This is a genomic window from Cohnella sp. CFH 77786, assembly GCF_019400745.1.
Taxonomy (GTDB): domain Bacteria; phylum Bacillota; class Bacilli; order Paenibacillales; family Paenibacillaceae; genus Cohnella.
Window position 1 is genome coordinate 192,937 of record NZ_WJIB01000004.1, and the last position, 23,588, is coordinate 216,524.

23 protein-coding genes and 1 pseudogene are annotated in these 23,588 nt (G+C 59.1%); 9 read left to right on the plus strand and 15 right to left on the minus strand.

Features of this window, described 5'->3' with window-relative positions; translation table 11 throughout:
* Positions 1–6: 6 nt before the first annotated feature.
* The gene (locus tag GE107_RS08050; protein WP_219639175.1) at positions 7–1,044 is read right to left on the minus strand and encodes a hypothetical protein; all 1,038 of its coding nucleotides are present in this window, start codon (positions 1,042–1,044) and stop codon (positions 7–9) included.
* A gap of 344 nt (positions 1,045–1,388) precedes the next feature.
* Between GE107_RS08050 and GE107_RS08055 the strand changes: the two genes are divergently transcribed.
* Together GE107_RS08055 and GE107_RS08060 are read left to right on the plus strand one after the other, a co-directional pair.
* Positions 1,389–1,727 carry a L,D-transpeptidase gene (locus GE107_RS08055; protein WP_219639176.1) on the plus strand — a complete coding sequence of 113 codons (339 nt, stop codon included), beginning with the start codon at positions 1,389–1,391 and terminating at the stop codon, positions 1,725–1,727.
* 55 nt (positions 1,728–1,782) lie between these two features.
* On the plus strand, positions 1,783–2,718 hold the full coding sequence (locus tag GE107_RS08060) for a ketopantoate reductase family protein (protein WP_219639177.1): 936 nt from the start codon (positions 1,783–1,785) through the stop codon (positions 2,716–2,718).
* Positions 2,719–3,133: 415 nt separating this feature from the next.
* Here the strand turns inward: GE107_RS08060 and GE107_RS08065 are convergent, their stop codons facing one another.
* The 3 genes from GE107_RS08065 to GE107_RS08075 form a co-directional block, all read right to left on the minus strand.
* Complete coding sequence (locus GE107_RS08065; protein WP_219639178.1) at positions 3,134–3,928, minus strand: TPM domain-containing protein; 795 nt, start codon at positions 3,926–3,928, stop codon at positions 3,134–3,136.
* A gap of 1 nt (position 3,929) precedes the next feature.
* Positions 3,930–4,493: a LemA family protein gene (locus GE107_RS08070; RefSeq protein ID WP_219639179.1), complete on the minus strand. Its 564-nt coding sequence runs from the start codon at positions 4,491–4,493 to the stop codon at positions 3,930–3,932.
* A gap of 445 nt (positions 4,494–4,938) precedes the next feature.
* A complete protein-coding gene (locus GE107_RS08075) occupies positions 4,939–6,126 on the minus strand; it encodes a DUF3900 domain-containing protein (RefSeq protein WP_219639180.1) in 1,188 nt (395 codons plus the stop codon).
* A gap of 303 nt (positions 6,127–6,429) precedes the next feature.
* On the opposite strand from GE107_RS08075, the pseudogene GE107_RS26470 reads away from it, so the two are divergent.
* The 4 genes and pseudogenes from GE107_RS26470 to GE107_RS08095 all read left to right on the plus strand — a co-directional run.
* Positions 6,430–7,206, plus strand: a pseudogene (locus tag GE107_RS26470) (COG4705 family protein); the annotation flags it as partial.
* 550 nt (positions 7,207–7,756) lie between these two features.
* On the plus strand, positions 7,757–8,428 hold the full coding sequence (locus GE107_RS08085; RefSeq protein WP_219639182.1) for a response regulator transcription factor: 672 nt from the start codon (positions 7,757–7,759) through the stop codon (positions 8,426–8,428).
* Entirely contained in the window at positions 8,425–9,843 is a 1,419-nt protein-coding gene (locus GE107_RS08090) for a HAMP domain-containing sensor histidine kinase (protein WP_219639183.1), read from the plus strand. Before GE107_RS08085 ends, GE107_RS08090 begins: the two co-directional genes overlap by 4 nt.
* Complete coding sequence (locus GE107_RS08095; protein WP_219639184.1) at positions 9,840–10,427, plus strand: undecaprenyl-diphosphatase; 588 nt, start codon at positions 9,840–9,842, stop codon at positions 10,425–10,427. The genes GE107_RS08090 and GE107_RS08095 overlap by 4 nt, the downstream gene beginning before the upstream one ends.
* Positions 10,428–10,778: 351 nt before the next feature.
* Here GE107_RS08095 and GE107_RS08100 read toward each other — a convergent pair whose 3' ends face one another.
* Positions 10,779–11,231, minus strand: coding sequence for a hypothetical protein (locus GE107_RS08100; RefSeq protein WP_219639185.1), 453 nt, complete (start codon positions 11,229–11,231; stop codon positions 10,779–10,781).
* A 138-nt stretch (positions 11,232–11,369) separates the two neighbouring features.
* On the opposite strand from GE107_RS08100, the gene GE107_RS08105 reads away from it, so the two are divergent.
* Positions 11,370–11,579, plus strand: a complete 210-nt coding sequence (locus GE107_RS08105) for an H-type small acid-soluble spore protein (RefSeq protein WP_219639186.1) — start codon at positions 11,370–11,372, stop codon at positions 11,577–11,579.
* 11 nt (positions 11,580–11,590) lie between these two features.
* Here GE107_RS08105 and abc-f read toward each other — a convergent pair whose 3' ends face one another.
* The 10 genes from abc-f to GE107_RS08150 all read right to left on the minus strand — a co-directional run bounded on the left by abc-f (position 11,591) and on the right by GE107_RS08150 (position 22,661).
* Positions 11,591–13,534 carry a ribosomal protection-like ABC-F family protein gene (gene abc-f / locus GE107_RS08110; RefSeq protein WP_219639187.1) on the minus strand — a complete coding sequence of 648 codons (1,944 nt, stop codon included), beginning with the start codon at positions 13,532–13,534 and terminating at the stop codon, positions 11,591–11,593.
* Positions 13,535–13,656: 122 nt separating this feature from the next.
* Entirely contained in the window at positions 13,657–13,788 is a 132-nt protein-coding gene (locus tag GE107_RS26475) for a hypothetical protein (RefSeq protein ID WP_255570315.1), read from the minus strand.
* 119 nt (positions 13,789–13,907) lie between these two features.
* Entirely contained in the window at positions 13,908–14,933 is a 1,026-nt protein-coding gene (locus tag GE107_RS08115; protein WP_219639188.1) for a ThiF family adenylyltransferase, read from the minus strand.
* Between the two features lie 53 nt (positions 14,934–14,986).
* On the minus strand, positions 14,987–15,262 hold the full coding sequence (locus GE107_RS08120; protein WP_219639189.1) for a MoaD/ThiS family protein: 276 nt from the start codon (positions 15,260–15,262) through the stop codon (positions 14,987–14,989).
* Between the two features lie 6 nt (positions 15,263–15,268).
* Positions 15,269–16,369: a WD40/YVTN/BNR-like repeat-containing protein gene (locus GE107_RS08125; protein WP_219639190.1), complete on the minus strand. Its 1,101-nt coding sequence runs from the start codon at positions 16,367–16,369 to the stop codon at positions 15,269–15,271.
* 168 nt (positions 16,370–16,537) lie between these two features.
* Complete coding sequence (locus tag GE107_RS08130) at positions 16,538–18,808, minus strand: ATP-dependent DNA helicase (RefSeq protein ID WP_219639191.1); 2,271 nt, start codon at positions 18,806–18,808, stop codon at positions 16,538–16,540.
* 1 nt (position 18,809) lies between these two features.
* Positions 18,810–19,568, minus strand: a complete 759-nt coding sequence (locus GE107_RS08135) for an HNH endonuclease (RefSeq protein ID WP_219639192.1) — start codon at positions 19,566–19,568, stop codon at positions 18,810–18,812.
* A gap of 6 nt (positions 19,569–19,574) precedes the next feature.
* On the minus strand, positions 19,575–20,186 hold the full coding sequence (locus GE107_RS08140; RefSeq protein ID WP_219639193.1) for a TVP38/TMEM64 family protein: 612 nt from the start codon (positions 20,184–20,186) through the stop codon (positions 19,575–19,577).
* Between the two features lie 545 nt (positions 20,187–20,731).
* Positions 20,732–22,129 (minus strand): SH3 domain-containing protein, encoded by a 1,398-nt coding sequence (locus GE107_RS08145; RefSeq protein ID WP_219639194.1) that lies wholly within the window; start codon positions 22,127–22,129, stop codon positions 20,732–20,734.
* Positions 22,116–22,661: an RNA polymerase sigma factor gene (locus GE107_RS08150; protein ID WP_370636309.1), complete on the minus strand. Its 546-nt coding sequence runs from the start codon at positions 22,659–22,661 to the stop codon at positions 22,116–22,118. The genes GE107_RS08145 and GE107_RS08150 overlap by 14 nt, the downstream gene beginning before the upstream one ends.
* A 120-nt stretch (positions 22,662–22,781) precedes the next feature.
* Here GE107_RS08150 and GE107_RS27075 point away from each other — a divergent pair, with 120 nt between their 5' ends.
* Both GE107_RS27075 and GE107_RS08160 read left to right on the plus strand, forming a co-directional pair.
* Positions 22,782–22,910 (plus strand): DUF4023 family protein, encoded by a 129-nt coding sequence (locus GE107_RS27075; RefSeq protein WP_219639195.1) that lies wholly within the window; start codon positions 22,782–22,784, stop codon positions 22,908–22,910.
* 166 nt (positions 22,911–23,076) lie between these two features.
* A complete protein-coding gene (locus tag GE107_RS08160; protein WP_219639196.1) occupies positions 23,077–23,487 on the plus strand; it encodes a DUF1761 domain-containing protein in 411 nt (136 codons plus the stop codon).
* The last annotated feature ends 101 nt before the right edge of the window (positions 23,488–23,588 follow it).

Sequence of the window (23,588 nt, forward strand, 5' to 3'; positions counted from 1 at the left end):
ACGCGATCAACCCCGAGCTTGCACGATGCTCTGCACGAATCCCTGCGGATCGTCCAGCGCCAAGTAAATGCCGGTCACTTCTCGCGGCTGAAACAGCAAGCCCTCTACCGTTAGGGGCCGGTTCAGCTCGATCCGTACGTTCGGCGCTCCGAGTATAGGACAGGCGAAATGCTTGAGCTCCTTCGCTTCCGGCTCATATTCGGGGGCGGACGCAATGCCTCCGATCGCATCCAGCGGCACGTCGGCTTGCAGCCTTAACCCGAGCCGGATCCGCAGCACGCCGTCCATGATCCGGACCGGCCGAAGCAACGAAGCCCGGCAATCCGCCCACACGAGAGCGAGAAGCCATACGTCTGCAGCCGTCAGGATCCACGCCGCAAAGTGAGACCATTGCTGCACGAGCAGGTGCACGAAAACCGCTTCGAAAGCGACCACGTGCGTAAGGATTCCGGCATAGAGAAGCTGGGACGTTTTGCGATGATACGTGAATAGACTTCCGTCTGCCGCGGCTTCGGACACCCGCCTTTTCCAAGAGAAAAGCAAATAGTGGATCACGCAGATATCATGCAGGACAAACGACTTCAGTTTGCTTGGGCCGAATTCGCTGCGCATGGCCGAACGAAGCGCCTCGCCAAAGTCGTTCTCCTTACGCGCCGAATGCCGGTAGGCCCGGATCAAGCGATAGACAACTCGGATTTCATAGCCGACGACGGCAAGCTCAATCGCAAGTATAGTCAGTTCGACCGGCCAAACCGCGCTCCAAACGCGACCCCGAAGGCCGTCGGGAAGCACGAGCCAGGCTGCGGCAGCGCCGGCGATGGTGAACGGAATCATTTTGACGATGGATTTCCCATTGCGGCGAGCACCGAGGAGCCAGTATAAGAACGGAATGACCAGCGCGAAATCGAACAATACCGCATAGGCCAACACTGCATCGGATTCTCCGAACGGAGTCATTCGAGCAGCCGCGGAATCGACGGCCAAAATCAAAGCGGTGATGCATAGGAACAGGATGCCGGACCGGTTGATTTTGGATAGGGTCATCTCTTGCGCCTCCTCGCGGGTCGCGGGGTTTCTGCTTCCATTGTAAACCAACTCACTCCCTGCGGATCAGGCTGCCTTTTACGGAACGGTGACAACCATAAAAACCATTCGGAAGCACGACACACAGTCCGTCCGAAGCGGTCTGTTCCACGCGGCTATGATGCCTTCGGCCACCGGCGGCCCGGTTGGTTGTCGCGGTTATCAGGAAGCGGAGCCGCTCCCACAAGGAAGTCGCAGGGTCCTGGCTCTCTTCCGGCAGCCTCCTGCAACTTGAGTCACGGTCGCTCCGGCGAAACACCCCCTGTCTGCATCTGCCATATGGTAACAGCAGGAGGTGGCGGCGGATGCCGAACTATCGGATTATCGTCGATCTATCGGACCGCAAGCTCCATCTGCTGGACGGGGACACGGTCGTGCGAACGTATCCCGTCGGCATCGGGCGCATTGCGCATGCGACGCCGACCGGCAGGCTGCACATCGTGAACAAATCGCCGAACCCCGGAGGGCCGTACGGCGCTTACTGGATGGGCCTGTCCAAGCCGCATTACGGCATTCACGGCACGAACGATCCTTCCTCCATCGGCAAAAGGGTTTCGAAGGGCTGCATACGGATGTATAACCAGGACGTGACGGAGCTCGCGCGGCTCGTCCCCGTCGGAACGTCCGTCACGATCCGAAATTGACACCTTCCCTCTGCAGTGTTATAGGTTAAGGGAATATGCGGAGGGAGGCTGGATCATGAGAATATTGGTGGCGGGAGCCGGCGCGGTCGGGGGGTATGCGGCTGCCCGGATGCTGGAAGCGGGGGCGGACGTGACGCTGCTCGTGAGGGAAAACCGAAGGCGCCAGCTGGAGCGCGACGGGCTTGCGGTGATCAGTCCGCTCGGAGACTATGCGGGGGTTCCGAAGTTGATCTCGGCGGGCGAGGCGGGCGAGCCTTACGATCTGATCGTGATCGCGATGAAGGCCTACGGTTTGGAAAACGCGCTGCGCGATCTTCGTCCTTATGTCGGCGCACAGACGGTGCTTTTGCCGTTCTTGAACGGCTTCCGGCACATGGACGAGATCGCCGCCGCGTTTCCCGGGCAGCCGCTTTTGGGCGGAGTGGCCCGGATCGAATCGACGCTGGACGAGTCCGGCCGGATCGTCCACTTCGCTCCATACCATTCCTATACGTACGGTCGGGTCGAAGGCATGACCGACGAGCGTTACGCGGCGCTGCAGGCGAAACTGTCGAGTATTCCGCTGCTTCGCGAGCACGAGGACATCGTCCGGGATTTGTGGGAGAAATACTTGTTCATTACCGTCATGTCGGGCCTGACGACGCTGTTCGACGCCTCCGCAGGCGAAATCCGCGACGTGCCCGACGGCATGTCCTGGTTCGAGCGCCTGTTCGCCGAAACGGCGGAGACGATAAGGGCCGCGGGCGGCCGCCTGTCGGACGGCATCGAGACCCGGCAGCTTCAAGTCGTGGCTGGCATGTCCGCGGGCAGTACGACTTCGATGCTGCGGGATTTGCGGCAAGGTTTGCCGACGGAGGCGGCCCACATTCATGGGTACTTGCTCGAACAGGCGCGCCGGCACGGAGTTCGCGTCCCCTTGCTGGAGACGGTTTTCCAGAGACTGGCGATCTATGAGAGCAAAAGGCGGACCCCATCGCTTGAGAAAATGTGACAGGTTGTTTTTACATCGGTTGGCTTGATATCGATGGAGGCGAGCTTGGCTGAGAGAGTGCGTTGGCGTTGTGGGAGTTTAAGCTCGTGCGGCGAGCTTAACGTGGATGGCGCGCTGGCGTTGGGGGAGTTTAAGCTCGTGCGGCGAGCTTAACGGTACCTGGCGCGCTGGCGTTGGGGGAGTTTAAGCTCGTGCGGCGAGCTTAACGGGTACCTGGCGCGCTGGCGTTGAGGGAGTTTAAGCTCGTGCGGCGAGCTTAACGTGGATGGGCAAGGTAAAGCGAAAATAAGGTGTCGGCAGGGTCTTATTCGCGGACCGGCATCATCAAAGGGGAGATCTCCTTCCTCCCCGATCAAACGAAACAAGCGGGTCCGCAATCGGGCCCGCTTGCTCGCAGATTCGCCGGGAAACTCGCTTATCGGCTGGCGCCGCCTCCGCCGGAGGAACCTCCGCCCCCGCGCCCTCCCCATCCTCCGCCGCCTCGGCCGCCTCCGGACGATCCGACTCTTCGGCCGATCGATTGAAGGAGGGCATACGTCACGGCCCCGCCGGTAAACTTGAAGTCGAGAAGGAACAGCAGAACGATGGCCGCGGCTCCCAGCAGCTTGACTGGCCAGGGCAGCGAGTTCCAGAAGCCCTCTTCGCCTTCTCCTCCGTACCCGGGGGCAGGCATGTCGGCGGAACCGATGGACGAGGCGTCGATGCCGTATTCCGCCGCCATTTCGCGGATCAGGGCGCTCTGCGTAAGGAAGAACGCTTCGTCGAAACGGCCGGCGTTCCGGTTCGGAACGAAGTACCGGTCCAGAATCGCGCCGGCTTTGCCGTCGGGAATGCGGCCTTCCATGCCGTAGCCGACTTCGATCCGCACACGCTTCTCACGTTCGGCGTATAACAGCAGCACGCCGTCATGGCTTTCTTTGCCGCCGAGACCCAGCTCGCGGAACTTGGCGACCGCGTACTCTTCGATCGTGATGCCGCCCAAATCGTTCACGGTCACGATGCCGACCTGCGCCGTGCCGGTCCGCTCGTTCAGCCAGGTCGCCTGCCGGTACAGCTCGTCCCGGGTCTGCCCGGAAATGATGCCGGCTTCATCCTGCACGTAAACGCCATACCGGGAATCGCCCCGCGCCCAAGCTCCGCCCGCCGCGGCCAGCACGACGAGCGCAGCAAGACATATCGCAACGAGACGCTGCAGCCGCACTGCGGCCATATCAGAACTTCACCTCGGGGGCCGTGTCCGTCCCCTTTTGGGCTTGGAAGAAAGCCTTCTTCCCGAACCCGAACATGCCGGCATACATGACAACGGGAAATCTCCGGAGCTTCGCGTTATAGATCGAAACCGCGTCGTTATAATCTTTGCGGGCAACCGCGATGCGGTTCTCCGTCCCGGACAGCTCATCCATCAGTCGAGTGAACTGCGCGTCAGCTTTGAGATTCGGGTAATTCTCCACCACGACCAGCAGCCTGGAGAGCGCGCTGGTCAGCTCCGCGTCCGCGGCCGCTTTCTGCTCGGGCGTCCCGGCTCCGGCGAGCCGGGCACGCGCGTCGGATATCGCGGTTAACACTTCTTTCTCGTGCGCGGCGTAACCTTTGACCGTTTGGACCAGATTCGGAATCAAATCCGCACGTCGCTGCAACTGAACGTCAATCGCCGCGAATTTGCTTTCCGCGTCCGTTTCCGAAGTCACGAGCCGGTTGTAGGAACCGATGGCGGTAAAGATCACGATCAATACCAAAGCCCCGGCGATCAGCCAACCCATCGTCGAACGTTTCATTCTCCTGCCTCCGTCCATGAATGCTGCCGCCCCCTTCCGGGGGCTGTCCATTCCTACTCTACTCTCCGCATTTCCCGCGTATGATATACTCGAGGAAAAATCAGCAAGAAAAGGAGCGCATCATGCCGGATTGGTCCTATCGCACTCTGTTTCGCCCTTGGCTGCAGAAGCTGCCCACGCGGCTTGCCCGGACGCTCGTACTGCGCGGCATGGGGACCGTAAGCCGGCTCCCGGGCGGCACCCTGCTCATCAAGACGCTGGGGCACGCGGAATCGATGGCACACGCTGCTGTATGGCGGCCTCCCGGCCTTCCTCGGGGCGTTCAGCATACACTTCGAAATCGGCTATACCGACTTCATTCATCTGCTGCCTGCTTATTTCGCCGCTTTCTTGTACATAGCCGGCCTTATCTTGCTGCACCCTTACATGACGCGCCGACCGGAGGCTACTCCCCGTAAGCTTCCGGTCCGCCATCGGCGTAACCGCCCGCCGCCGCGGCTTCTTCTTCCTCTTGGGCCCGCTGTTTCATCCGTTCCAGCACGACGGCGATATCGTCCGGCTGCAGCAGCTCGACGGGCGACACGCCCCGCTCGAATTCGAAGTTGTCCCCTTCGATCAGGACGACGAACCGCCCGTTGTGGCTCGCGAGGTGGATTGATTTGCCGTAGTCCGCCATGTGCCCGCGCACCGATACGCCCGCGAGCTTGAGCTTCAGCTCCAGCTCCGGCTGGTAAGCCGTGAGCCGGGCCGCCGCCTCCAGGACGCGTTCGTGCGCCCACAGCTGCTGAAGCTCCCTCTTCTCCGAGGCGGACCAGAGCTCGAATTGCTTCTTCTCCCGCTCCATTTCCTCGATCGCTGCACCCGAGGGCAAGACCGCTTCCTCGGCTTCCGCCGCAACCGCGGCGGCGACTGCCGCCTCCGGCCACTTGGTTTCGATGTACTCCGTGAACATTTCCGCCACCTGGTCGCTGACGATCTCCGGTTTCGATTTCTCGTAGGACACGTATTTCAGGAAATCCTCGAAATAGCGCGCATGCGACGCCTGGTGGATTTTGAGCTCCCATTCCTCCAGCATCCCCGGCTCCGGCATGTGCGGGTACATGATGGACTTGATGTTCCGCGCGTTGATGGCCATCTCGACCTTCGTAATGAGGCTCCGCTCGTCGGAGATGCGGGCGATCTTGTTCTCGAAATCGCATTTCAGAAGGAACAGTAACGGATCATCGAACAATTCGTTCAGCTTGGCGAGCGCCACGATGAACGCCCCGCCCCTCACGGCGCTGGCTTCCATGTAGATCCGGATCAAATCGTCGCTCATGGCATGGAATTGGGGCTTGTCGGGGGCGGTACGGATGCGCTGAAACAGGTTGTAGTTGGGGTTGCTCGTGAGCTCATGGCCCGGTTCGACCATGAAACGCCCGATTTTGGTCGGCACCGCCTCGCTGGCGGGATTGATGTCGGCCTTGCGCTTGCCGATGCGGGCGAACTCGCCGTCGAGAAACGCCTTCAGCTCGCTGTCCTGGTACTCCTCGTGCGTAAGGGTCTGATAGTGCTTATAACGCTTGGTCGTATCGGTTTCCGAGGCGTCGGAGCGGATGACGAAGAAGCTCAGGTACTGAACGGAAAATTTCATGCGCGGCCCCATTCTCCTTGTGCGTGATCTCGTAACTCTCCTATTCTAGCGGAGAGCGATGCGATCTGTAAAAAGGAACCCGGCGGACGCTTAAGTCCATATGCGTTGAACCATAGTCGTGAATTCTTGGTGCATGGCTCCGCCGGTTTGAAGCCTAGGACTCTAAAGCGACGAGCAGGTGAACATTCTTTTCGCGGCAGAATGGGTTTCTTTCGTTTTTTTCACAGTGAATTTTCATTTTCGGTTGCTATACTGGGTGGCAAAGCTTAGTAACATCTATCCTATTGTTACGGAGGTTACCCCATGGACAACGATTCGCAGCATGTAAACGGTGCAGCTCAATCGCCGGGCAGGCACATGTTAAGCAAGGTACCGGAAGTTACGATTTTCTTCTGGATCATCAAAGTTTTATGCACAACGGTTGGAGAAACTTTTGCCGATTTCCTTAATTTCGGTCTTGGATTCGGTTTAACGAACACGACAATGATTATGGGAATCGCGTTTTTCATTTTGTTGTTTCTTCAATTCAGGGCGACGAAATATGTTCCGGTCATTTATTGGCCGACGGTTGTGCTTATAAGCGTATTCGGAACGCTCGTAACCGATAATTTAACGGATGCAATGGGTGTGCCGCTCGAGCTTAGCACAGCGGTTTTCGCCTTCCTTTTAGGACTGACATTCCTGTTATGGTACATGAGGGAAAAAACCCTCTCGATCCATTCGATTTATACGAGACAAAGAGAAGTTTTCTATTGGCTTACCATTCTGTTCACCTTTGCGCTTGGAACGGCAGTCGGCGATTTATATTCCGAACAACTCGGCCTTGGCTATCTTTACACCGGAATAACGGTCGTCATCATCATCGCTTGCCTATTTTTGGCTTGGAGATTGAAGCTTGACGGGGTGTTGGCGTTTTGGGTTGTATATATTCTTACACGTCCGCTCGGAGCGTCCTTGGGCGATTATTTGTCCCAGCCAGCCATTAATGGCGGATTAGGCTTGGGGACCACAATGACCAGTGTCATTTTTCTTGTCGCTATTTTGGCGATTATCATTCTTCTGGCCGCGACAAAAATCGATACCCTAACCAAAAGTGAACCGGCAGAAACCAACCAGGAAAGCGGAAGCAAGCAAAAGGTTTTGACGCAAACCGCAACGGTGCTGTGTTTTTTCCTGGTTGCCGGGATTGGCGGTTACGTCCGGTTAAGCAGCAACATCGCATCGCAAACCGATCAATCAGCGTCGCAAACCGCCGGTTCGCTGCAAGCGACAAACGGTGCCGTTCAATCAGCATCGCACACCGATTCTCCGCAACCTGCATTATCCGGAAGATTATCGGATTTCATCACACTTGAAAATGACATGCTAAAGGATGTAAACGCCAATGACTTTGCTTCAGCGAATAAAGGCGCCGACGAGCTGGAGCATCAGTGGGACATCTCGGAGCCCAAGCTTAGAAAAGCCGACGGCGCAACTTGGACCCATATTGACGGAACGATTGATGTCGTCCTGGCGGCCGTTCGTTCGGGACATCCGAATGCCGGCAAATGCAAAACTGCGCTCGACAATTCGCTCCGTGTCTTGAACGCAGCAAACAAATAAGAGGAACGAGCCGTCCCGGAGGTGAGACATGAACAGCGTTCTTATTGTGGAAGACGAATACAACTTTGCCCGTTTTGTCGAACTGGAGCTGAGGCATGAGGGCTATAACGTTCAAGTAGCCTTCGACGGCCAGGAAGGCTTGTGTATGGCGCTGGAAAAGGAGTGGCATATGATCCTGCTTGACGTCATGCTCCCCGGAATGGACGGCTTCGAAGTGTGCCGCCGCATTCGCGAGCGCAAGAACACGCCCATTATCATGCTGACTGCGAGGGACAGCGTCGCCGACCGGGTGTCGGGGCTCGATACCGGCGCCGACGATTATATTCCGAAGCCGTTTGCGATTGAGGAGCTGCTGGCCCGGATGCGAGCCGTCGATCGGCGCCGTTCCTTGCTAGCGGGCAATGGGGACGTTCTGGCGTTCCGCGACCTTCGGCTGGATCCCGCCGCAAGAACGGTCTTCAGGAACGGCGAGACGATCACGCTTACCAAGCGGGAGTTCGACTTGCTTGCGGTGTTTATGAGCAACATTAAGCGCATATTGACAAGGGAGGCGCTCATCGAAAGCGTTTGGGGAGTCGGCGCCGACGTCGAAACGAACGTTGTGGACGTTTATGTGAGGTATGTGCGAAACAAAATCGGCGACAGCGGGGAAGACGGCTATATTCATACGATACGAGGGATAGGATACGTGATGCGATGATAAAGTTGCTTCAGCGTATAAACGCTTTGCCTATGAGATGGAAACTGGCAGTCTGGTTTTCATCGCTCATTATCGTTCTGTTCGTCGTATACAACGGCGCACAATATTTCGTGCTTGACCGCTGGGCGCTCGGCCAGGAAGAGCAGCAGCTTCTGAAAAGCGCGGATGAAATGGAAGGATATTTCGCAAGCGGAAAAAAGCTGGACGATCCGGAAAGCAAAAGGTTTCTGGAAAAAGTCAACGACAGCTATCAATTCATTCGCATTTTGGATGAGAAGGGCACGCCTCTGCTGACCATCAGCGAAGGATTGCCCCCCGAGTGGGTCCCGCCGGAAACATCGGTTAAACGGGAAGTGATGAGCGAATGGCACGAAGAAGATCATCTGCTTGTTTTGCGAAGCCCATTCCGTGCTAGGAATGCCCGCGGCACGATTGAAATCGTCCGCAACCTGGAAAATTACGAACGGCTCGGCCATGTCCTTTTTGCAGTGATGGCTTGCGGAGGGCTTTTCGGCATTGCGATGGGAGCCGCGGCCAGCATACTGATGGCGGGTCAATTTACGAAGCCGATTTCCCGTCTGGCCCGGACCATGGAAAATATTAAGCAGCACGGTTTGTCCGAAAGGGTTGAGATTTCGGATACCCGCAATGAAATGTCGATGCTCGGGCAAGTGTTCAATGAAATGATGGACCGTCTTGAAACGTCGTTTAGGCAGCAGAAACAGTTTGTCGAAGACGCTTCGCACGAATTGCGCACCCCGATCGCCATTATTGAAGGCCACTTGGCACTGTTAAAGCGTTGGGGCAAAAAGGACGCGTCGGTCTTGGATGAGTCGCTTGACGCTTCGTTGCAGGAGCTCAGCCGGCTGAAGGGATTGACGCAAGAGCTGCTCGCTCTGACAAAGGCCGAATCGCTGCCCGTATCGCGATCATTCGCTCCGTTCGGACCCTCCCCCTGCATCGGAAAGATTGTGGACGATTTTCGCGTTATTCATCCCGACTTCCTGTTCGAGTCGGATATTCGAATCGATTCCGGGGACAAGCTTGCCGTTTCCGAGGATCATTTCAAACAGATTCTGCTTATTATTTTGGATAATGCGGTGAAATATTCAGGGGAGAGCCGTGTCGTTCGGGTGAACTGTTTCGCCGAGGGACAAGACCGGATTGCGCTTGAAGTAGCGGATTATGGCATAGGCATTCCGAAATCGGAAATCCCGCGCGTATTCGACCGGTTCTACCGTGTGGATAAAGCGCGAACACGGTTCAGAGGCGGAAGCGGCTTGGGACTCTCCATCGCCAAAAGAATCGTTGACAGCTACGGTGGAAATATCTCCATCATCAGCAAAGAAAACAAAGGGACGATCGTGACCGTTTCATTTCCCCGTCCACAGCAGGAGAAGGAGAATCACACATGACGATCGCACAGCTGGATTTTGTGGTTTTCCAATTGATTAACGAACATGCAGGCAAGCTGCCATGGCTCGATGCCGTGATGCGCTATTTCGCACAGGACGCCGAGTATTTATTTTTTCTCGGTATCCTTGTTTATTGGTTTGCCCGAACGGACGAAAACCGGAAAATGGTTGTTGCCTCCGGGATGTCAGCCTGCCTTGCATTAGCCGCCAGTGGAGTCCTAAGCGATCTGTATTTCCGGAACAGGCCTTTTGTCCATCACCATGTGATGCAGTTGATCGGCCATCCGGCGAACGCTTCTTTCCCGAGCGATCACGCGACAGGGGGATTCGCCATCGCCGTATCGATCTGGCTGGTCAAAAGGAAGCCGGGCCGGTTATGGCTTGCGGCTGCGGCTTGTATCGGTTTCTCGCGCATATGGACAGGTGTGCATTATCCGCTTGACGTCATTGCAGGCGCTTTGATCGGTTCAGTATCGGCCTTCGCCGTTCATCGCCTCTGCAGGACGAATGCTCTAGTCGCATGGACTGCAGCCGCAATCAAATTCTATGAACGGGTTGAATCCCGCGTATGGCCTGTTCGATAACGGCATGTTTAGGAGATTGAATTCTCGCTGCAAGAATGGGAGCTCATCGTTCTGTGGGGCGATGATTTCTAAGTCTGAGTCACGCAGCGGTGATGCCATCCGAGCCCGAATTCGGAAGTTCGTACGCAAGGGCGGTCCATCGATAAAACCTTGATCCACAAGACCTCTTCGAAGCCGGAGGGGTCTTTTTCGTCCATTGCGGCAAAATCGACACGATTGACCGCGTACATTCGCCGGAACGGCTAACAGGGGAAGGCCATACGATAACATGCGGCTACGGAGAGGACGAGGGAGGGAAACCGGACGGTCAAAACCGCAGCGGGAACGGTAATCGCCGGCTGCGAAGCATGGTTATCCGAAAAATACTGCCCCGTTCCTGAGAAGAAGGCAACGCCTTCGCCGCCAAGGTCCTGAACGTGGAGATCCGCAGAACACGTTCTTTGTCTTCACGGGTAAGCGAAAACCTTTCTTATTCCGGGAAAGGAGGTGGTAAGCATGGGATACGGGTGTCATGACCATGTCCAAAGATTCTACTCCAAAAAGCGCAAAGTCAAAGTATTCAACATCAAAAGAGTCAAAGTCAAAGTATTCAACATCAAGAAAGTCAAAGTGAAAAAATTCAATATCAAAAAGATCAACCTCAAAAAGTTCAACGTCAAAAAAATCAACGTCAAAAAGGTCAAAGTCAGAAAACGCAATATTAAAAAATTCGATTTCAAGAAAAAACACCACCATCACCACTGGAAAAAGCACCATCACGGGAAGCACCACCACTGGTAATAACGGCACCATCCCTTCCCGCATTCCGTTAGCCGCATGGAAGAAATCCGACTCCGCCGGGGGAATGATTTATAAGGGGCGCCAGGCGGCGCCCTTTTTTTTCCATCCCGTGCGGATATGGGAGGGAAACCCGGTACATACTGTGCGAGAGGTGATGACGCCATGAACGCTCAAAGAGCGAAAGAAATCGCCGAGTCCCCGGAAATGGTCGACGTCTCGTATTACGGCGTTCCCGTGTATATCCAGCACGTGAACGCGGGAGCCGGAACGGCGAGAATTTTCCCGCTCGACAAGCCGGGCGAGGAGCAGACCGTTCCGCTCGACACGCTGACCGAAGGATTCGAGACCGAAACGGACCTGCCGTTCGTCTGAACCCGCGCGGGCTACGATTGCCCGCGCATCCATTCCTCGTAGAGCCGGTCCAGCCGCTCCTTCAGCCTCTCGCGTTTCGCCCAGCCTTCGGCGAGCGCCGTCAGATCGGCCGACGATTCCGCTTCGGCCAATTCGGCGTCAAGCCGGGCGAGCTCGGCTTCCGCCTCCGCGATGGCCGCTTCCCATGACCGGGGATCTGCAGCGGCCTCCGCTTTCGCGGCGGAGGCCTTCTCCCGTTTCGCCTGTGCCTGCGGAGCGGCGACTGTGCCGGGTTGGCTCGGCGGTCCGGCTGCCGGACTGGCGGATAGATGATCTTCGGCCGGGCGGTGGCTGGCGCTCTTCTCCCGGTAGTCGTCGTAGTTCCCGAGGTACGCGGTCAGTCTGCCGCCGCGGATTTCCCAGATCCGCCCGGCGAATCGGTTGAGGAAGTAGCGATCGTGGGAGATCGCCAACACCGTGCCGGAGAATTCCTCCAGCGCCTCCTCCAGCGCTTCGCGCGACGCGATGTCCAGATGGTTGGTCGGCTCGTCGAGCAGCAGCAGGTTCGGCTTCCGATGCATGAGGAGCGCCAGGCGAAGCCGCGTCCACTCTCCGCCCGACAAGGAACCGACCGATTTGAACACGTCAGGCCCGTAGAACAGCTGTTTGGCCAAACGATGGCGTGCCTCCCCCTCCTCCAGCCGCGCTTGTTCCCGGAAGAATTCCAGCACGCTGCGCCCTCCGTCGGCGGGCTTCTCTTCCTGCCCCAGGTATCCGACGTCCACCCGGGCTCCCAGCGCGATCTCGCCGCCGTCCGGCTCCAGTTCCCCGAGCAGCAGCTTGAACAGCGTGCTCTTGCCCGAACCGTTGTCCCCGACGATCGCCGTCTTGTCGCCGTAGCGGAGACTTCCGTCGATGCCGGCGAGAATCGTGCGGGAACCGAAGGATTTGCGAAGTCCCCGGAAAGCGAAGACGTCATGGCCGGAACGGTCCGCCGGGGCCGCGCCGAATTCCGCCGTTCTGCGCTCGAGCACGGGGCGTTTCACCTTCCCCATCCGCTCCAACGCCTTACGCATCGAGGCCGCCCTTCGGAAGAACTTCCCGTTGCCCCCGATCCTGCCCCATGTTTCCAGTTGCTTGATCGCTTCCTCCATTTTCGAAATCTTTTTCTGCTGCTCCTGGTATTCGGCGAACTGCTTCAACAGCCGCTCTTCTTTCTCCTTGAGGTAGCCGGTGAAGGTTGTGGGGTACACGGCAGCCTCCCCGTCCTCGATCTCTACGATTCGGGTGACGGCTTGGTCCAGGAAGTAGCGATCGTGCGACACGATGACGCAGGTCCCGGGGTAGTCCCGGAGATACGCTTCGAGCCATTCGACGCCGGCCAGGTCCAGATGGTTGGTCGGTTCGTCGAGGAGGAGCAGCGAGGGCCTTTCGATCAACAGGGAAGCGAGCGCCGCCTTCGTCTTCTCGCCGCCCGACAGCGACGCGAATCGGCGCTCGAATTGGCCGGCGTCGATCCCGAGACCGGAGGCAACTTGAGCGATGCGGGCTTCCATCTCGTAGCCGCCCCCGAGCTCGAAACGTTCCTGGGCAGACGAATACTGCCGCAGCATCTCGCCCAGCCGGGCCGGATCGGCGGAGAGCCCTGGATCCGCCATGGACTGCTCCAGCTCGCGCATCCGTTCCTTCAGGCGCAGGACCTCGCCGTACCCTCGCGCCAATACATCGTAGAGGGTCAGAAATTCACCCGTTTCCGGGATCTGCCGCAAATAACCGATTCGGGTTTCCTTGCGGATGGCCAGCATGCCTCCGTCGGGAGACTCCTCTCCCGCGAGGAGGCGGAGCAGCGTCGTTTTGCCGCAGCCGTTGCGACCGATCAGGCCGACCCTTTCCCCTTCGGGAATTTCGAACGTGATATCTTCGAGCACCAGCTTGGCGCCGTGGTATTTTTTCAAATGTTGGCAGCTGACGATCATCTTGAGTTCCTCCTAGGTGGATTCCCTCTCGACAAATCCTGAATGATGGCGAAAAACGGCAAAAGACGCGGGAAACATCCCGCGTCTTCGCCTTCGTTCATCCGATGAGGCCGAGACAGGAATCATTTCGCGATGGGAATAACCGTATGGGTAAAAATGGACAGACTTCTCCCGTCGGCCATTCCTGCATGCACGATGCCGGCTGCCTGAATAGGCTCCCGGCTCAATTGGTTATTCTCGCATTCGCGATTCATCCTGCCTCACCTCCTTCCAGTGAATTGGAATCAGAATACCATACAATCGGGCTGTCCGCAATTCCGGCGGAGCGGGTAGTGCCGAAACGAGTTGCCGGAGCGGGTCCGAACGAAGAAGATCAGGAGCCGACGTACCGGTCGTACAGCGTTCTCGCCCGGGACGGGTCTTCCGTGCCTTGAACGAGCACCCTTCCGTCCGGGAAGAGCACGAGACGCTCCCCTTCCGGCAGCTCGGCCCGGAGCAGGAACGGGTTGCGGCTGACCGTGCAGGAAGGGGCGAGACGCCGCTCCCACGCTTCCAGGTCGAAAGGCCGCGCCCCCTGGATCTGCACCGTTTCCCTGCCGCACAGCGTGGCGGCATCCTCCGCGTCCGCCTCCAAAGCCGGGTACTGCCGCAGCCGGCAGGTCGGGCAATCCTTCCTCGGCTCGGGAAGCTTCAGGTTCATCGAATGGTAATGCCAGACCTCCAGCGACAGCAGCCCGCCCCGGCGTGCGCCGGCGTCGCCGACCATGTGCTTCAGCGCTTCGACGGCCTGGAACGAGGCGATGATATCCACGATGGGAGCGATGACGCCTACCGTATCGCAGGTCTGCCCCCCGCCGCCGTCCCCCGACCCGATCAGGCAGCGCAGGCAGCACGTTTCCCCGGGAACCAGCATCGCGGTCATGCCTTGCGCGCTGACCGCGCCTCCGTAGACGAACGGGATTCCTTTTTTGAAGCAAGCGTCATTCAGCAGCAGCCTCGTGCGGAAATTGTCCGTCCCGTCCAGCACGAGATCGATGCCTTTCATCAGCTTCTCCGCGTTCAGGGGGGTGACGTCGGACACGATCGGATCCAGCTGTACGTCCGAGTTGATGCGCGCCAGCTTCCTCCCTGCCGCCACCGCCTTGGGCAGCGCCCCGGCGACGTCCTCTTCGTCGTACAGCATCTGGCGCTGCAGATTGCTCGGCTCCACGTAGTCGCGGTCGACGATGCGGAGCGTCCCGACGCCCGCGCGAACCATATGGCTCGCGAGCACCGTCCCCAGCGCGCCCATCCCGACGATGAGCACGCGGGAGGAAGAGATCCGCCGCTGCCCTTCCGGACCGATGGGAGCGAACAGCGTTTGCCTGGAGTATCGTTGATTCGGCGTGATCGGCTGCATGATCATCCTTCCCGCCGCAGGCACGCGCTTATCGGACGGCGATGGGATTTCGTTCATCCGCCGGAAACGGCCTGCAGCACCCTCAGCTTGTCGCCGGGCTGGATCGGAATGTCCAGATCGTCCAGCCAGGCGATATTATCGTCATTATAATAGAGCAGGACATGCTCGCGCACGTTTCCTTGTTCATTATAGAGATGTACCCTCAGCAAGGGATACGTCTCGACCAGAAGTCGCAGCGCCTCGGCGAGCGTGCCGGCCTCCAGCGGGAATCGCGTCCGGCCCCGGGTGCAGTCGCTGATCAGAAGCGGAACGCTGACCTCAAGCTGCATCGGCGGTCAATCCTCCACGATCCATGGTTTCACGCACAGGATGCGGGACAGCTGGCCGGGAAGCCGCTCCCAGGTGCGGCCGCGGTCCAGCGAGCAGAACAATTCGCCGGAGGTCGTGCCGAAATAGAGGCCGTACGGATCGAACGCGTCTACCGCCATGGCGTCGCGCAGCACGCTGACGTGATGCGGCTCGTCCGGCGCCGCGTCACCGACCGGCGACCAGCGGTTCTCGCCCTTGTACATGCCGTACACAAGCAGCTTGCCTCCCGATACCGAGCGCTGCTCGCTGCTTTCCAGCGGGAGGAGGAACAGATCCCCGCCAGGCGAGACGACGATCGGGAACCCGAACGGGGCATCGCCATCCCGCAAGGTCACGCCGTCTTCGATCGTGAACCAGCTGTCGCCGCCGTCCGTCGATTTGAAAACGCCGCCATGTTCTTGCATGTACAACGTGTCGGGATTAAACGGATCGAGAACCATTTTGTGCACGCAGAACCCGACTTCTTCCTGAGGCTGGCCGGTCGGAACGCGGGCCAGTCCTTGGTTGCGGGGGGTCCATGTCTCGCCCCCGTCCTCGGTGCGGAACACGCCGACAGCGGACATGGCGACCCACATCCGGCGCGCATTCCGGGGATCGATCAGGATCGTGTGCAGGCACATGCCTCCCGCTCCGGGGAACCAGCCCGGCCGCGTCGGATGCTTCGTCAGGCCGTCCAGCTCGCGCCAGGTCGTCCCGCGGTCGCGGCTGACGAACAAACCGGCCTCTTCGGCGCCCGCGAACAGCGTGTCCGGCTCCGACGGATGCCCCGGCACGAGCTGCCAGATGCGGTTCAAGCTGAACCCGGTCTCCTTGGGGTAGGACGGCCCCTGCTCGATTTGCGTCCAAGTCTCGCCGAAGTCCTCGGACACGCGGATCGTCGCGCCGTACGCGGCATGCGAGGTGCCCGCGAAAATCCGGTTCCCGTGCCGGCTGTCCCCCAGTACGCTGTAAACCTCCCATCCCGGAAGGAAGGGACCTTTCAAGCTCCATTCTTTGCGGTTCTCATCGGACGCGTACAGGAAGACGCCTTTGTTCGTACCGACCAGCAATGCCATTCGCTTCGCCATTGAATTGGAATACCTCCCGTGATTGGGTGCCGGTTCCGGGATGCCGCTTCTCTACATTGGAATTCGAGAATCCGCGGACCAAATCCTGCCGGCTGGCGGGGAAAGCGGCATCAAATTTGGGGCCGATCCTCATCCGCTTCTTGGAATGATGGCAATCCATATGCCCCGCTACTCGGTTTTCCACTCATCCGGCAACAGTCTCCGGTATCGGGCTTGGCGGTATCGGTCGTCGACCAGAACGAGCACGCCCTTGTCCGTTTCGGAACGGATCAGCCTGCCGCCCGCCTGCTGCACCTTGTTCATGCCCGGGTATACGTACGCGTAATCGAAGCCGTTTCTTCCCGTTTCGTCGAAATACCGTTTCAGCGTTTCCCGTTCCGGTCCGACCTGCGGAAGGCCGACGCCGACCACGACGACGCCGTTCAACCGGTCGCCCGCGAGGTCGATGCCTTCGGAGAATACACCGCCCAGTACGGCGAACCCGGCGAGCGGTCCGGATTGTTCCTCCGCATAGGCGGACAGAAACCGGGCCTTCTCCTCCTCCGCCATCGTCGGATGCTGAAGAAGCGCTATCGCTTGCGTACCCTCGGCTACAAACCCCTCGTAAACGGCATTCATGTACTCGTAGGAAGGAAAGAAGAACAAGTACTTGCCGGGCCGCTCTTCCAGCAGCTCCCGGAGAAGGCGGACCAGCGGCTGTACGGACCGTTCGCGGTCCGCATAACGGGTCGACAGCGGAACGACCGACACCTCCCACTGTTCCTTGGCGAACGGCGACGGCACCGCGAGCCCGTAATCTTCCGGCTCCGCGCCGAGCATGTCCTTGAAATACGCAGCCGGCGTCAGCGTGGCCGAGAAGTAGACGCGCGAGCGGAACCCTTGGGCCGTTTGGCGAAGCAAATGCGAGGGATCGAGGCAGAAGAGCTTCAGACGCACGTCGTTTTTCGAAAATTCCGCGTAAGTCGCGAACCTCTCGTCGTACAAGCTTCCGATCCGCACGAAAGCCTGGACCGCGTAATAGGCGTCAAGCAGCGGCTGCGGCGCCGATTCGGCGCGCTGCAGAACGAGTTCCGCTTGTCCGGCGAAGGCCTCGGCCAGCTGGAGGAGCGTTTCCGGCGCCTCCTTCCACACCCGGTGCCGGTCTTCGCCCTCTTTGCGCAGGGCGATGAAATGGCCGTTGATCGCTTTGGCCGCTTGAAACACGCCGGGATTCACCCCTTTGTATTCCCGCTGGATGGCCAGAAAATCGGACTTTCGAAGCTCGGCGGAGAACATTTCCCGCGCCCGGTCCACCAGGTTATGGGCTTCGTCCGCCAGCAGCGCCGTTTGCTTCTTCTGCTCGCCGCTCAGCCGTTTTAAGGAAACCCGAGGGTCGAAAACGTAGTTGTAGTCGCAAATGACGGCGTCCGCGGCATAGGCTGCGTCCAGGGAAAACTCGAATGGGCAAACCCGATGCTTGCGTGCATACCGCTCGATGACGAGCCGCGTCATGAGCGTTTCGTTCGCCAGCATATCCAGCAGCGCGCCGTTGATCCGGTCATAATAGCCGTCCGCGAATTCGCAGAATTCCTTGCTGCAGCGGACCTCCTCCCGAAAGCAAATCTTCTCCTTCGCCGTCAGGGTGACGGCCGGCAGGTGCAGCCCCCCATCCCGCAGCAGGGCAAGGGTGTCTTCCGCCGCGGTGCGGTTCGTTGTCTTGGCGGTCAGGTAGAACAGGCGGCGGATATGCCCTTGTCCGATCGCCTTCACCGCGGGAAACAGAACGGACACCGTCTTGCCGATGCCCGTCGGCGCTTGGGCGAACAAGCCGACGCCTTCCTCCAGCGACTTGTACACGGCTCCGGCCAGCTTGCGTTGTCCCGGACGGTACGCGGCGAACGGGAACGCCAGCCGGGCGATGCTCTCGTCCCGGAGCCGCGCATTCCGGAGCGACATCCGGGCATAAGGGGCATACGCTTCGATGGAGGCCATCACCGCCCGCTCCAGCTCGGCGAATTCCTCCTCGCGTTCGAACGCGACGGTCTCTCCCCTCTCCACATGGACATACGTTAGCCGAATCCGAATCTTCGGAATGCCGATTTCTTTCGAGTAGAGATAGGCATAGCACATCGCTTGCGCCCAATGGACCGGATATTGCCGTTCGTCGATCGTCTTCGGGTCCAATACCGTGGACTTGATCTCCTCCACCACGATCCGGTCGCCGTCCTTTCGCAGCCCGTCGCAACGGCCTTCCAGCACGAAAAGGAGATCCCCATACGGAATCTCCGAAGACAGAAACACTTCCTTGCGGTCGTTCTCCCCGTATCCGCCCTGCACCTGCCGGTGAATCCTCGATCCCTCCGCCAGCGCCACGGGCGAACGGAACCCGGTTTCGATATCGCCGCGCCTGTATGCGTACTCCACCAGGGACCGGACGGAGATGCGAACGACTTCCGGCATGTCAGCCTCCCGCGCGCGCACCTACGAATTCCTCCAAATCGCGGTCCCCCTTGGACTGGTTGCAGGTATTACAGGCGCAAACGCAATTGTCGGGCGTCGTGTGGCCGCCCTTGGCGCGCGGAAGCAGATGATCGATCGTATCGCCGTATTGCCCGCAAAAATGGCACGTATGTTTGTCCCGAGTGAGAATGTATCGCCGGAAAGCCTTGTTGCTGAAAAGGCGGCGGATCGTGTGGCGGTTCACCACGACGGCCGCGCGTTCCTTGACGAGCGTAACCGCGAGCTCCAGGTCGATTTCCTGGAACCATCTGCGGCCCTTGTCCGTCCGTCCCCGCATGCGGATGAAGCCCTGCCGGGTCGGCACCAGAAGCGAGGGATCGGCCGGATCGGCGACCGCATGGCCTGCCGACTCCGGCTGCCTGTTCCGGGGCGGCTTGGCCGGGCGGAGCGGCGGCTTGGCCGGGCGAGTCAGCTCCGCGGCGCGGGGCGGCTTGGCCGGGTGGCTCGGCTGCTCTGGGCGGGGCGGCTGCTTGGACCGCTTCGGCTCCTCCTTGAAACCGGAGGGATCGTCGGAATCGGGGCCGGTTGACGGCTTTGCGGCAGGTACGGCGGCACGCTGCTTCTTCGAACAGCTCTTGCACCGCCCCCGGCGGGACTGCTCGCCGGACCGGCGCCCGGTCCTCCGGCGGAATTCGCTTAGCGGCTTGCTTTCGCCGCAAGCCGCGCATTGCTTGGATACGACCGTTTCCGCGTCCGCCATCCGGCTTCACTCCCCTTCCCGACCGGCCTTCCCGACGAAGTGCCGCTCGATTTTTCTGCTGATGAATAAAGATGCGGCGATAAACAACACGACGTAGACCCCTTCGAGTGGCCGCTCGATAAACCTGCCGACGTCATGACCGATGTAGGAAACGGCCAAGACCATGATCGCTTTGCCGCATGCGATCGCGATGATGAAGGACCGGACGTTCATCCGGGCGACGGCCGCGGCCATGTTGATGACCACGAAAGGCCCGACCGGGAACAGGCTGAGCAGGAAAACGTAGCTGAACGCATTGCGCCGGACCCAGACGAGGGCTCGCTGCACCTTCGGTTTCCTCATCCAGCGTTCGAGGCGGGGATGGCCCGCGATGCGCCGCACGATGAGGAACGTGGTGACGCAGCCGGCCACGATCCCGATCCAGGAATAGAGAAAGCCCAGCCACATTCCGTAAACCGCCGCGTTGACGCCCACGATGAGAATGGTCGGCAGCGGGGGAACGAAAGACTTGGCAAACGTCAACAGAATGCCGGGCAGCGGACCGAGCGAACGGTAGCTTTCCAGCCATCTTCGGAGATCTTCTTCCGTGAGGGAAGACAAATAATCGGACAGACCCATGTTTCACCCGCGCTTGGACATGAACTCACCTTTTGAGTATACCATGGCAAGGCCAAAGAAACAGGCACCCCTTGCGAGGTGCCTGCGGAATGTTTTAACTGCGGATATATCGGATGACCAATCGTTCCGCCTCGTTCAGGATGGAGTCTCTGATCGCCAGGGATGCACGCTCTAACCCGGTTTTTCCGGGCTACAGCACCTCTGAACGCAGGGATGCACGCTCTAACCCGGTTTTTCCGGGCTACAGCGCCTCTGAACGCAGGGATGCACGCTCTAACCCGGTTTTTCCGGGCTACAGCGCCTCTGAACGCAGGGACGCACGCTCTAACCCGGTTTTTCCGGGCTACAGCGCCTCTGAACGCAGGGACGCACGCTCTAACCCGGTTTTTCCGGGCTACAGCGCCTCTGAACGCAGGGATGCACGCTCTAACCCGGTTTTCCGGGCTACAGCGCCTATGAACGCAGGGATGCGCTCTAACCCGGTTTTTCCGGGCTACAGCGCCTATACCTCCCCAATTTGGACGCCCCTTTCCGAAACATAGTTGCTATTGCATCGGCAGCCAGTTGACTTTCCAGACACCGTCTTTGTTCAGGGTCAACCCGAAGTGCTTGACGCTCTCGGGATCCTTGCTGCCGTCCGACATGACTACCCAAGCGGAATCGCTTTTGATTTGCTCTTCGAGACGGTAACGTTTCTGATACGTCTCCCACTGCTGCCTGCTCCGTTCTCTCCCCTCGGGGTCGTTCTCCACATCCTTGAGAAATGTCTCCAGATCGGGGGTCGCAAACTCGTGGCCTTGGGCATACAGGGCGTGCACCGTTCCATAATCCCCTTCCCGGTTCGCCTCGACGTAATACCGGAAAATCTCGAGCGGCCGCTTGCCCTTGAGCAATTCGTCGGACTTCTTCTCCGCATATTCCTGATATGCTTGCTTTTCTTCCTCGCTCATCAGCCACTTCGGGTCCGCCGGCTGCTCTCCGGATTGGTCGATGACTTTATACGCAAACGGATTCGGAATGAAATCCTTCTTGTCCACGTACCCGATATATCCGCCCGGAGCATGGAACTGATAGCGGCCGCCGACCTCCCCTTGGATCCAAATCGGTTCCAGCGCCGGCGGCGCGTCGATCGTTTGCCCGTCCTCCCGGTACACCGTCGCCCCCGGCTTCAAAAATCCTTCCTTCGCTTTCGCGGGATCCCACGCCTCGAGCGCTGAAGCCGGCACCCATTTATCCCCCGCATAAGGGGAATCGTAGGTTACGATATTCACCCTCATCCACTCGCCGTATCGCGCGGTGACCTGCAAGACCTTGCCCGGCTCCAGCTCGAAACCTGAAGGCTTCGGCTCACCGGGATACATCCGGAAGGCAACCGGAGTTTTCACGATCATCTCATACGGCTCGACTTTCTCGGCCCGGTCCTTGTCGTCCTCGGTCAAGTACCACTTCGGAATCCAGCCTTCGGACGGGATCGACGACATCAAGGGGTTCACGACGTAGACAAAATCCCCCTGTTTCTCCTTCACGAAGTAAAACGAACCCGGCGGAGCCACGAACAAAACGGGCACCGAGCCGCCATAGGCCTCGGGCTTCTCCAGCACCTCCACTTCGCTCTTCAGGGAATAAGGTCCCTCTCCCCACCGCATTGCCTGCGACGGTTCAGGCTGCACGGCGGAAGGCGAGGATATGTCGGGATAAAGAGATCGAGTCTGACCGTCGTCCGGCCGATTCCCCGCATAAACCGCGATTCCCGCCGCCAGCACCACCGCGAAAACCGCAATGCCCAGCGCCGCACGCCTCCCCCGTCCACCCGCCCGAACGCGTTCCCGCTCCATTTTCGCAACCTTCTCCTCTATCTTCATAATATTGTCCATCGTAAAAGTTCGGCGGACGAGCGGCTCGTTCCGCAGTCCCCGGTACCACTCCGGATTAGGCTCTTTCATGCGCGTACTCCCCTTTCCATGCGGCGTTCACTTTGCTTCGGGCGCGCGACAGCCGCGATTTGACCGTGCCTTCCGATACTCCCAGCAGCTGCGCGATTTCCTTCTGGGTCATGCCGTATTTGGCATCCAAGACGAGCACCTCGCGGAATTTCGCCGGCAACCTCATCACGAGCTCCCAGATCTCCTCGGACAGCATCCTCCCCATCGCGTCTTGCTCGGCGGACGGATGAGTTTCCCGCGTCACTTGCCGATCCACCAGCATGACCTTGCGCACGAACGCCGCCCTCCGATGGTTGACGGCGATATTGCGGGTAATCGCGAGCAGCCACGTCCGCATCGACGATTCGCCCCGGAACGAGCCGATCTTCCGGTACACCCGCAGAAACACGTCCTGGGAAACGTCATCCGCCATCTCCGGGCTGCGGGTCAGCAAGAACGCGTAATTCCACACGTCCTTCCCGTACGTCACCATCAACTCCCGGAAGCCGTCCGCGTCCAATCGCTCGACCAGCTTCCAATATTCCCGCTCCATAAATTCACCTCGACCATTAGACAACGCAAACGTCCCGTTAGTTCCGCCGTGTTTTCAAGTTATCGGATTCGCGCCGGGTGGGAATCGTACACAGAGAAGGTCCGAAAGGAGGCTGACGGCGTGGAGAGCACCGAGGAATTCGTCAAGAAGCTCAAGGACAACGAGAAAAAGCAGGAACACAACCGAAGACATGGCGAGGGGGATCCGGGCAAAGTGCTGCCGAACAAACGCAAAGGCACGATGAAATGAATAGACATCGCCGCCGAGTGACAGCCATGGCATCCGGGAGACCGGGGTCATGGCTTTTCGTGCGACAGGAGGGAATTCCCTTTACAGCCGGCGGGAAATGACGATACTTAGAGAAGAAGGCATCATGCAGCACGACAATCGAACTCAGAAGGGGACTTTTTCTAAAATGGTGGATTTTGCGAAAATCGATTATTGGGCCGTGATACTGGCTGCGCTGGCGACGATGGTTCTCGGGTTTCTATGGTACTCTCCCGTGCTGTTCGGCAAAGCCTGGGTCAAGCAGATGGGCAAGAAAATGGAGGACATGTCCGGCGGAGGCGCGCTGACTTACGTGCTGACGGCACTGACCGCGCTGGGCGGTTCCTTCATCCTGGCGCTGCTCGTTACCCTGGGCGGGGAAGCGACGATCGGCTGCGGCTTGGGCTTGGGACTGCTGCTCGGCCTCGCCGTGTCCCTCAAAATCGGCATGAACTACCTGTTCGAAGGCCGCTCGCCGACGCTGTACCTGATCACGGTCGGCTATCATATCGTTTCGTTCCTCGTCAGCGGACTGATCATCGGCGCCATGCAAGGGTGAACGCCGCCGCATAGGGCGGACACACCCTCGCAGCCACAGCCAATTAAAACGGCTACGCCGTCCTTTTCGGACGGATAGACGTTTTATCGGAGGTGATTCAG

Bases quoted from the DNA above. Each gene is read 5' to 3' on its own strand.
- GE107_RS08070 (WP_219639179.1), bottom strand. From the start codon at position 4,493: ATGAAACGTTCGACGATGGGTTGGCTGATCGCCGGGGCTTTGGTATTG.
- GE107_RS08085 (WP_219639182.1), top strand. From the start codon at position 7,757: ATGAACAGCGTTCTTATTGTGGAAGACGAATACAACTTTGCCCGTTTT.
- GE107_RS08150 (WP_370636309.1), bottom strand. From the start codon at position 22,661: ATGGAGCGGGAATATTGGAAGCTGGTCGAGCGATTGGACGCGGACGGC.
- GE107_RS08075 (WP_219639180.1), bottom strand. From the start codon at position 6,126: ATGAAATTTTCCGTTCAGTACCTGAGCTTCTTCGTCATCCGCTCCGAC.
- GE107_RS08130 (WP_219639191.1), bottom strand. From the start codon at position 18,808: ATGCCGGAAGTCGTTCGCATCTCCGTCCGGTCCCTGGTGGAGTACGCA.
- GE107_RS08065 (WP_219639178.1), bottom strand. From the start codon at position 3,928: ATGGCCGCAGTGCGGCTGCAGCGTCTCGTTGCGATATGTCTTGCTGCG.
- GE107_RS08135 (WP_219639192.1), bottom strand. From the start codon at position 19,568: ATGGCGGACGCGGAAACGGTCGTATCCAAGCAATGCGCGGCTTGCGGC.
- GE107_RS08100 (WP_219639185.1), bottom strand. From the start codon at position 11,231: ATGCGGGAAGGGATGGTGCCGTTATTACCAGTGGTGGTGCTTCCCGTG.
- GE107_RS08095 (WP_219639184.1), top strand. From the start codon at position 9,840: ATGACGATCGCACAGCTGGATTTTGTGGTTTTCCAATTGATTAACGAA.
- abc-f (WP_219639187.1), bottom strand. From the start codon at position 13,534: ATGATCGTCAGCTGCCAACATTTGAAAAAATACCACGGCGCCAAGCTG.
- GE107_RS08105 (WP_219639186.1), top strand. From the start codon at position 11,370: ATGAACGCTCAAAGAGCGAAAGAAATCGCCGAGTCCCCGGAAATGGTC.
- GE107_RS08115 (WP_219639188.1), bottom strand. From the start codon at position 14,933: ATGCAGCCGATCACGCCGAATCAACGATACTCCAGGCAAACGCTGTTC.
- GE107_RS08140 (WP_219639193.1), bottom strand. From the start codon at position 20,186: ATGGGTCTGTCCGATTATTTGTCTTCCCTCACGGAAGAAGATCTCCGA.
- GE107_RS08145 (WP_219639194.1), bottom strand. From the start codon at position 22,129: ATGAAAGAGCCTAATCCGGAGTGGTACCGGGGACTGCGGAACGAGCCG.
- GE107_RS26475 (WP_255570315.1), bottom strand. From the start codon at position 13,788: ATGAATCGCGAATGCGAGAATAACCAATTGAGCCGGGAGCCTATTCAG.
- GE107_RS08160 (WP_219639196.1), top strand. From the start codon at position 23,077: ATGGTGGATTTTGCGAAAATCGATTATTGGGCCGTGATACTGGCTGCG.
- GE107_RS08125 (WP_219639190.1), bottom strand. From the start codon at position 16,369: ATGGCGAAGCGAATGGCATTGCTGGTCGGTACGAACAAAGGCGTCTTC.
- GE107_RS08090 (WP_219639183.1), top strand. From the start codon at position 8,425: ATGATAAAGTTGCTTCAGCGTATAAACGCTTTGCCTATGAGATGGAAA.
- GE107_RS08050 (WP_219639175.1), bottom strand. From the start codon at position 1,044: ATGACCCTATCCAAAATCAACCGGTCCGGCATCCTGTTCCTATGCATC.
- GE107_RS08120 (WP_219639189.1), bottom strand. From the start codon at position 15,262: ATGCAGCTTGAGGTCAGCGTTCCGCTTCTGATCAGCGACTGCACCCGG.
- GE107_RS08060 (WP_219639177.1), top strand. From the start codon at position 1,783: ATGAGAATATTGGTGGCGGGAGCCGGCGCGGTCGGGGGGTATGCGGCT.
- GE107_RS08055 (WP_219639176.1), top strand. From the start codon at position 1,389: ATGCCGAACTATCGGATTATCGTCGATCTATCGGACCGCAAGCTCCAT.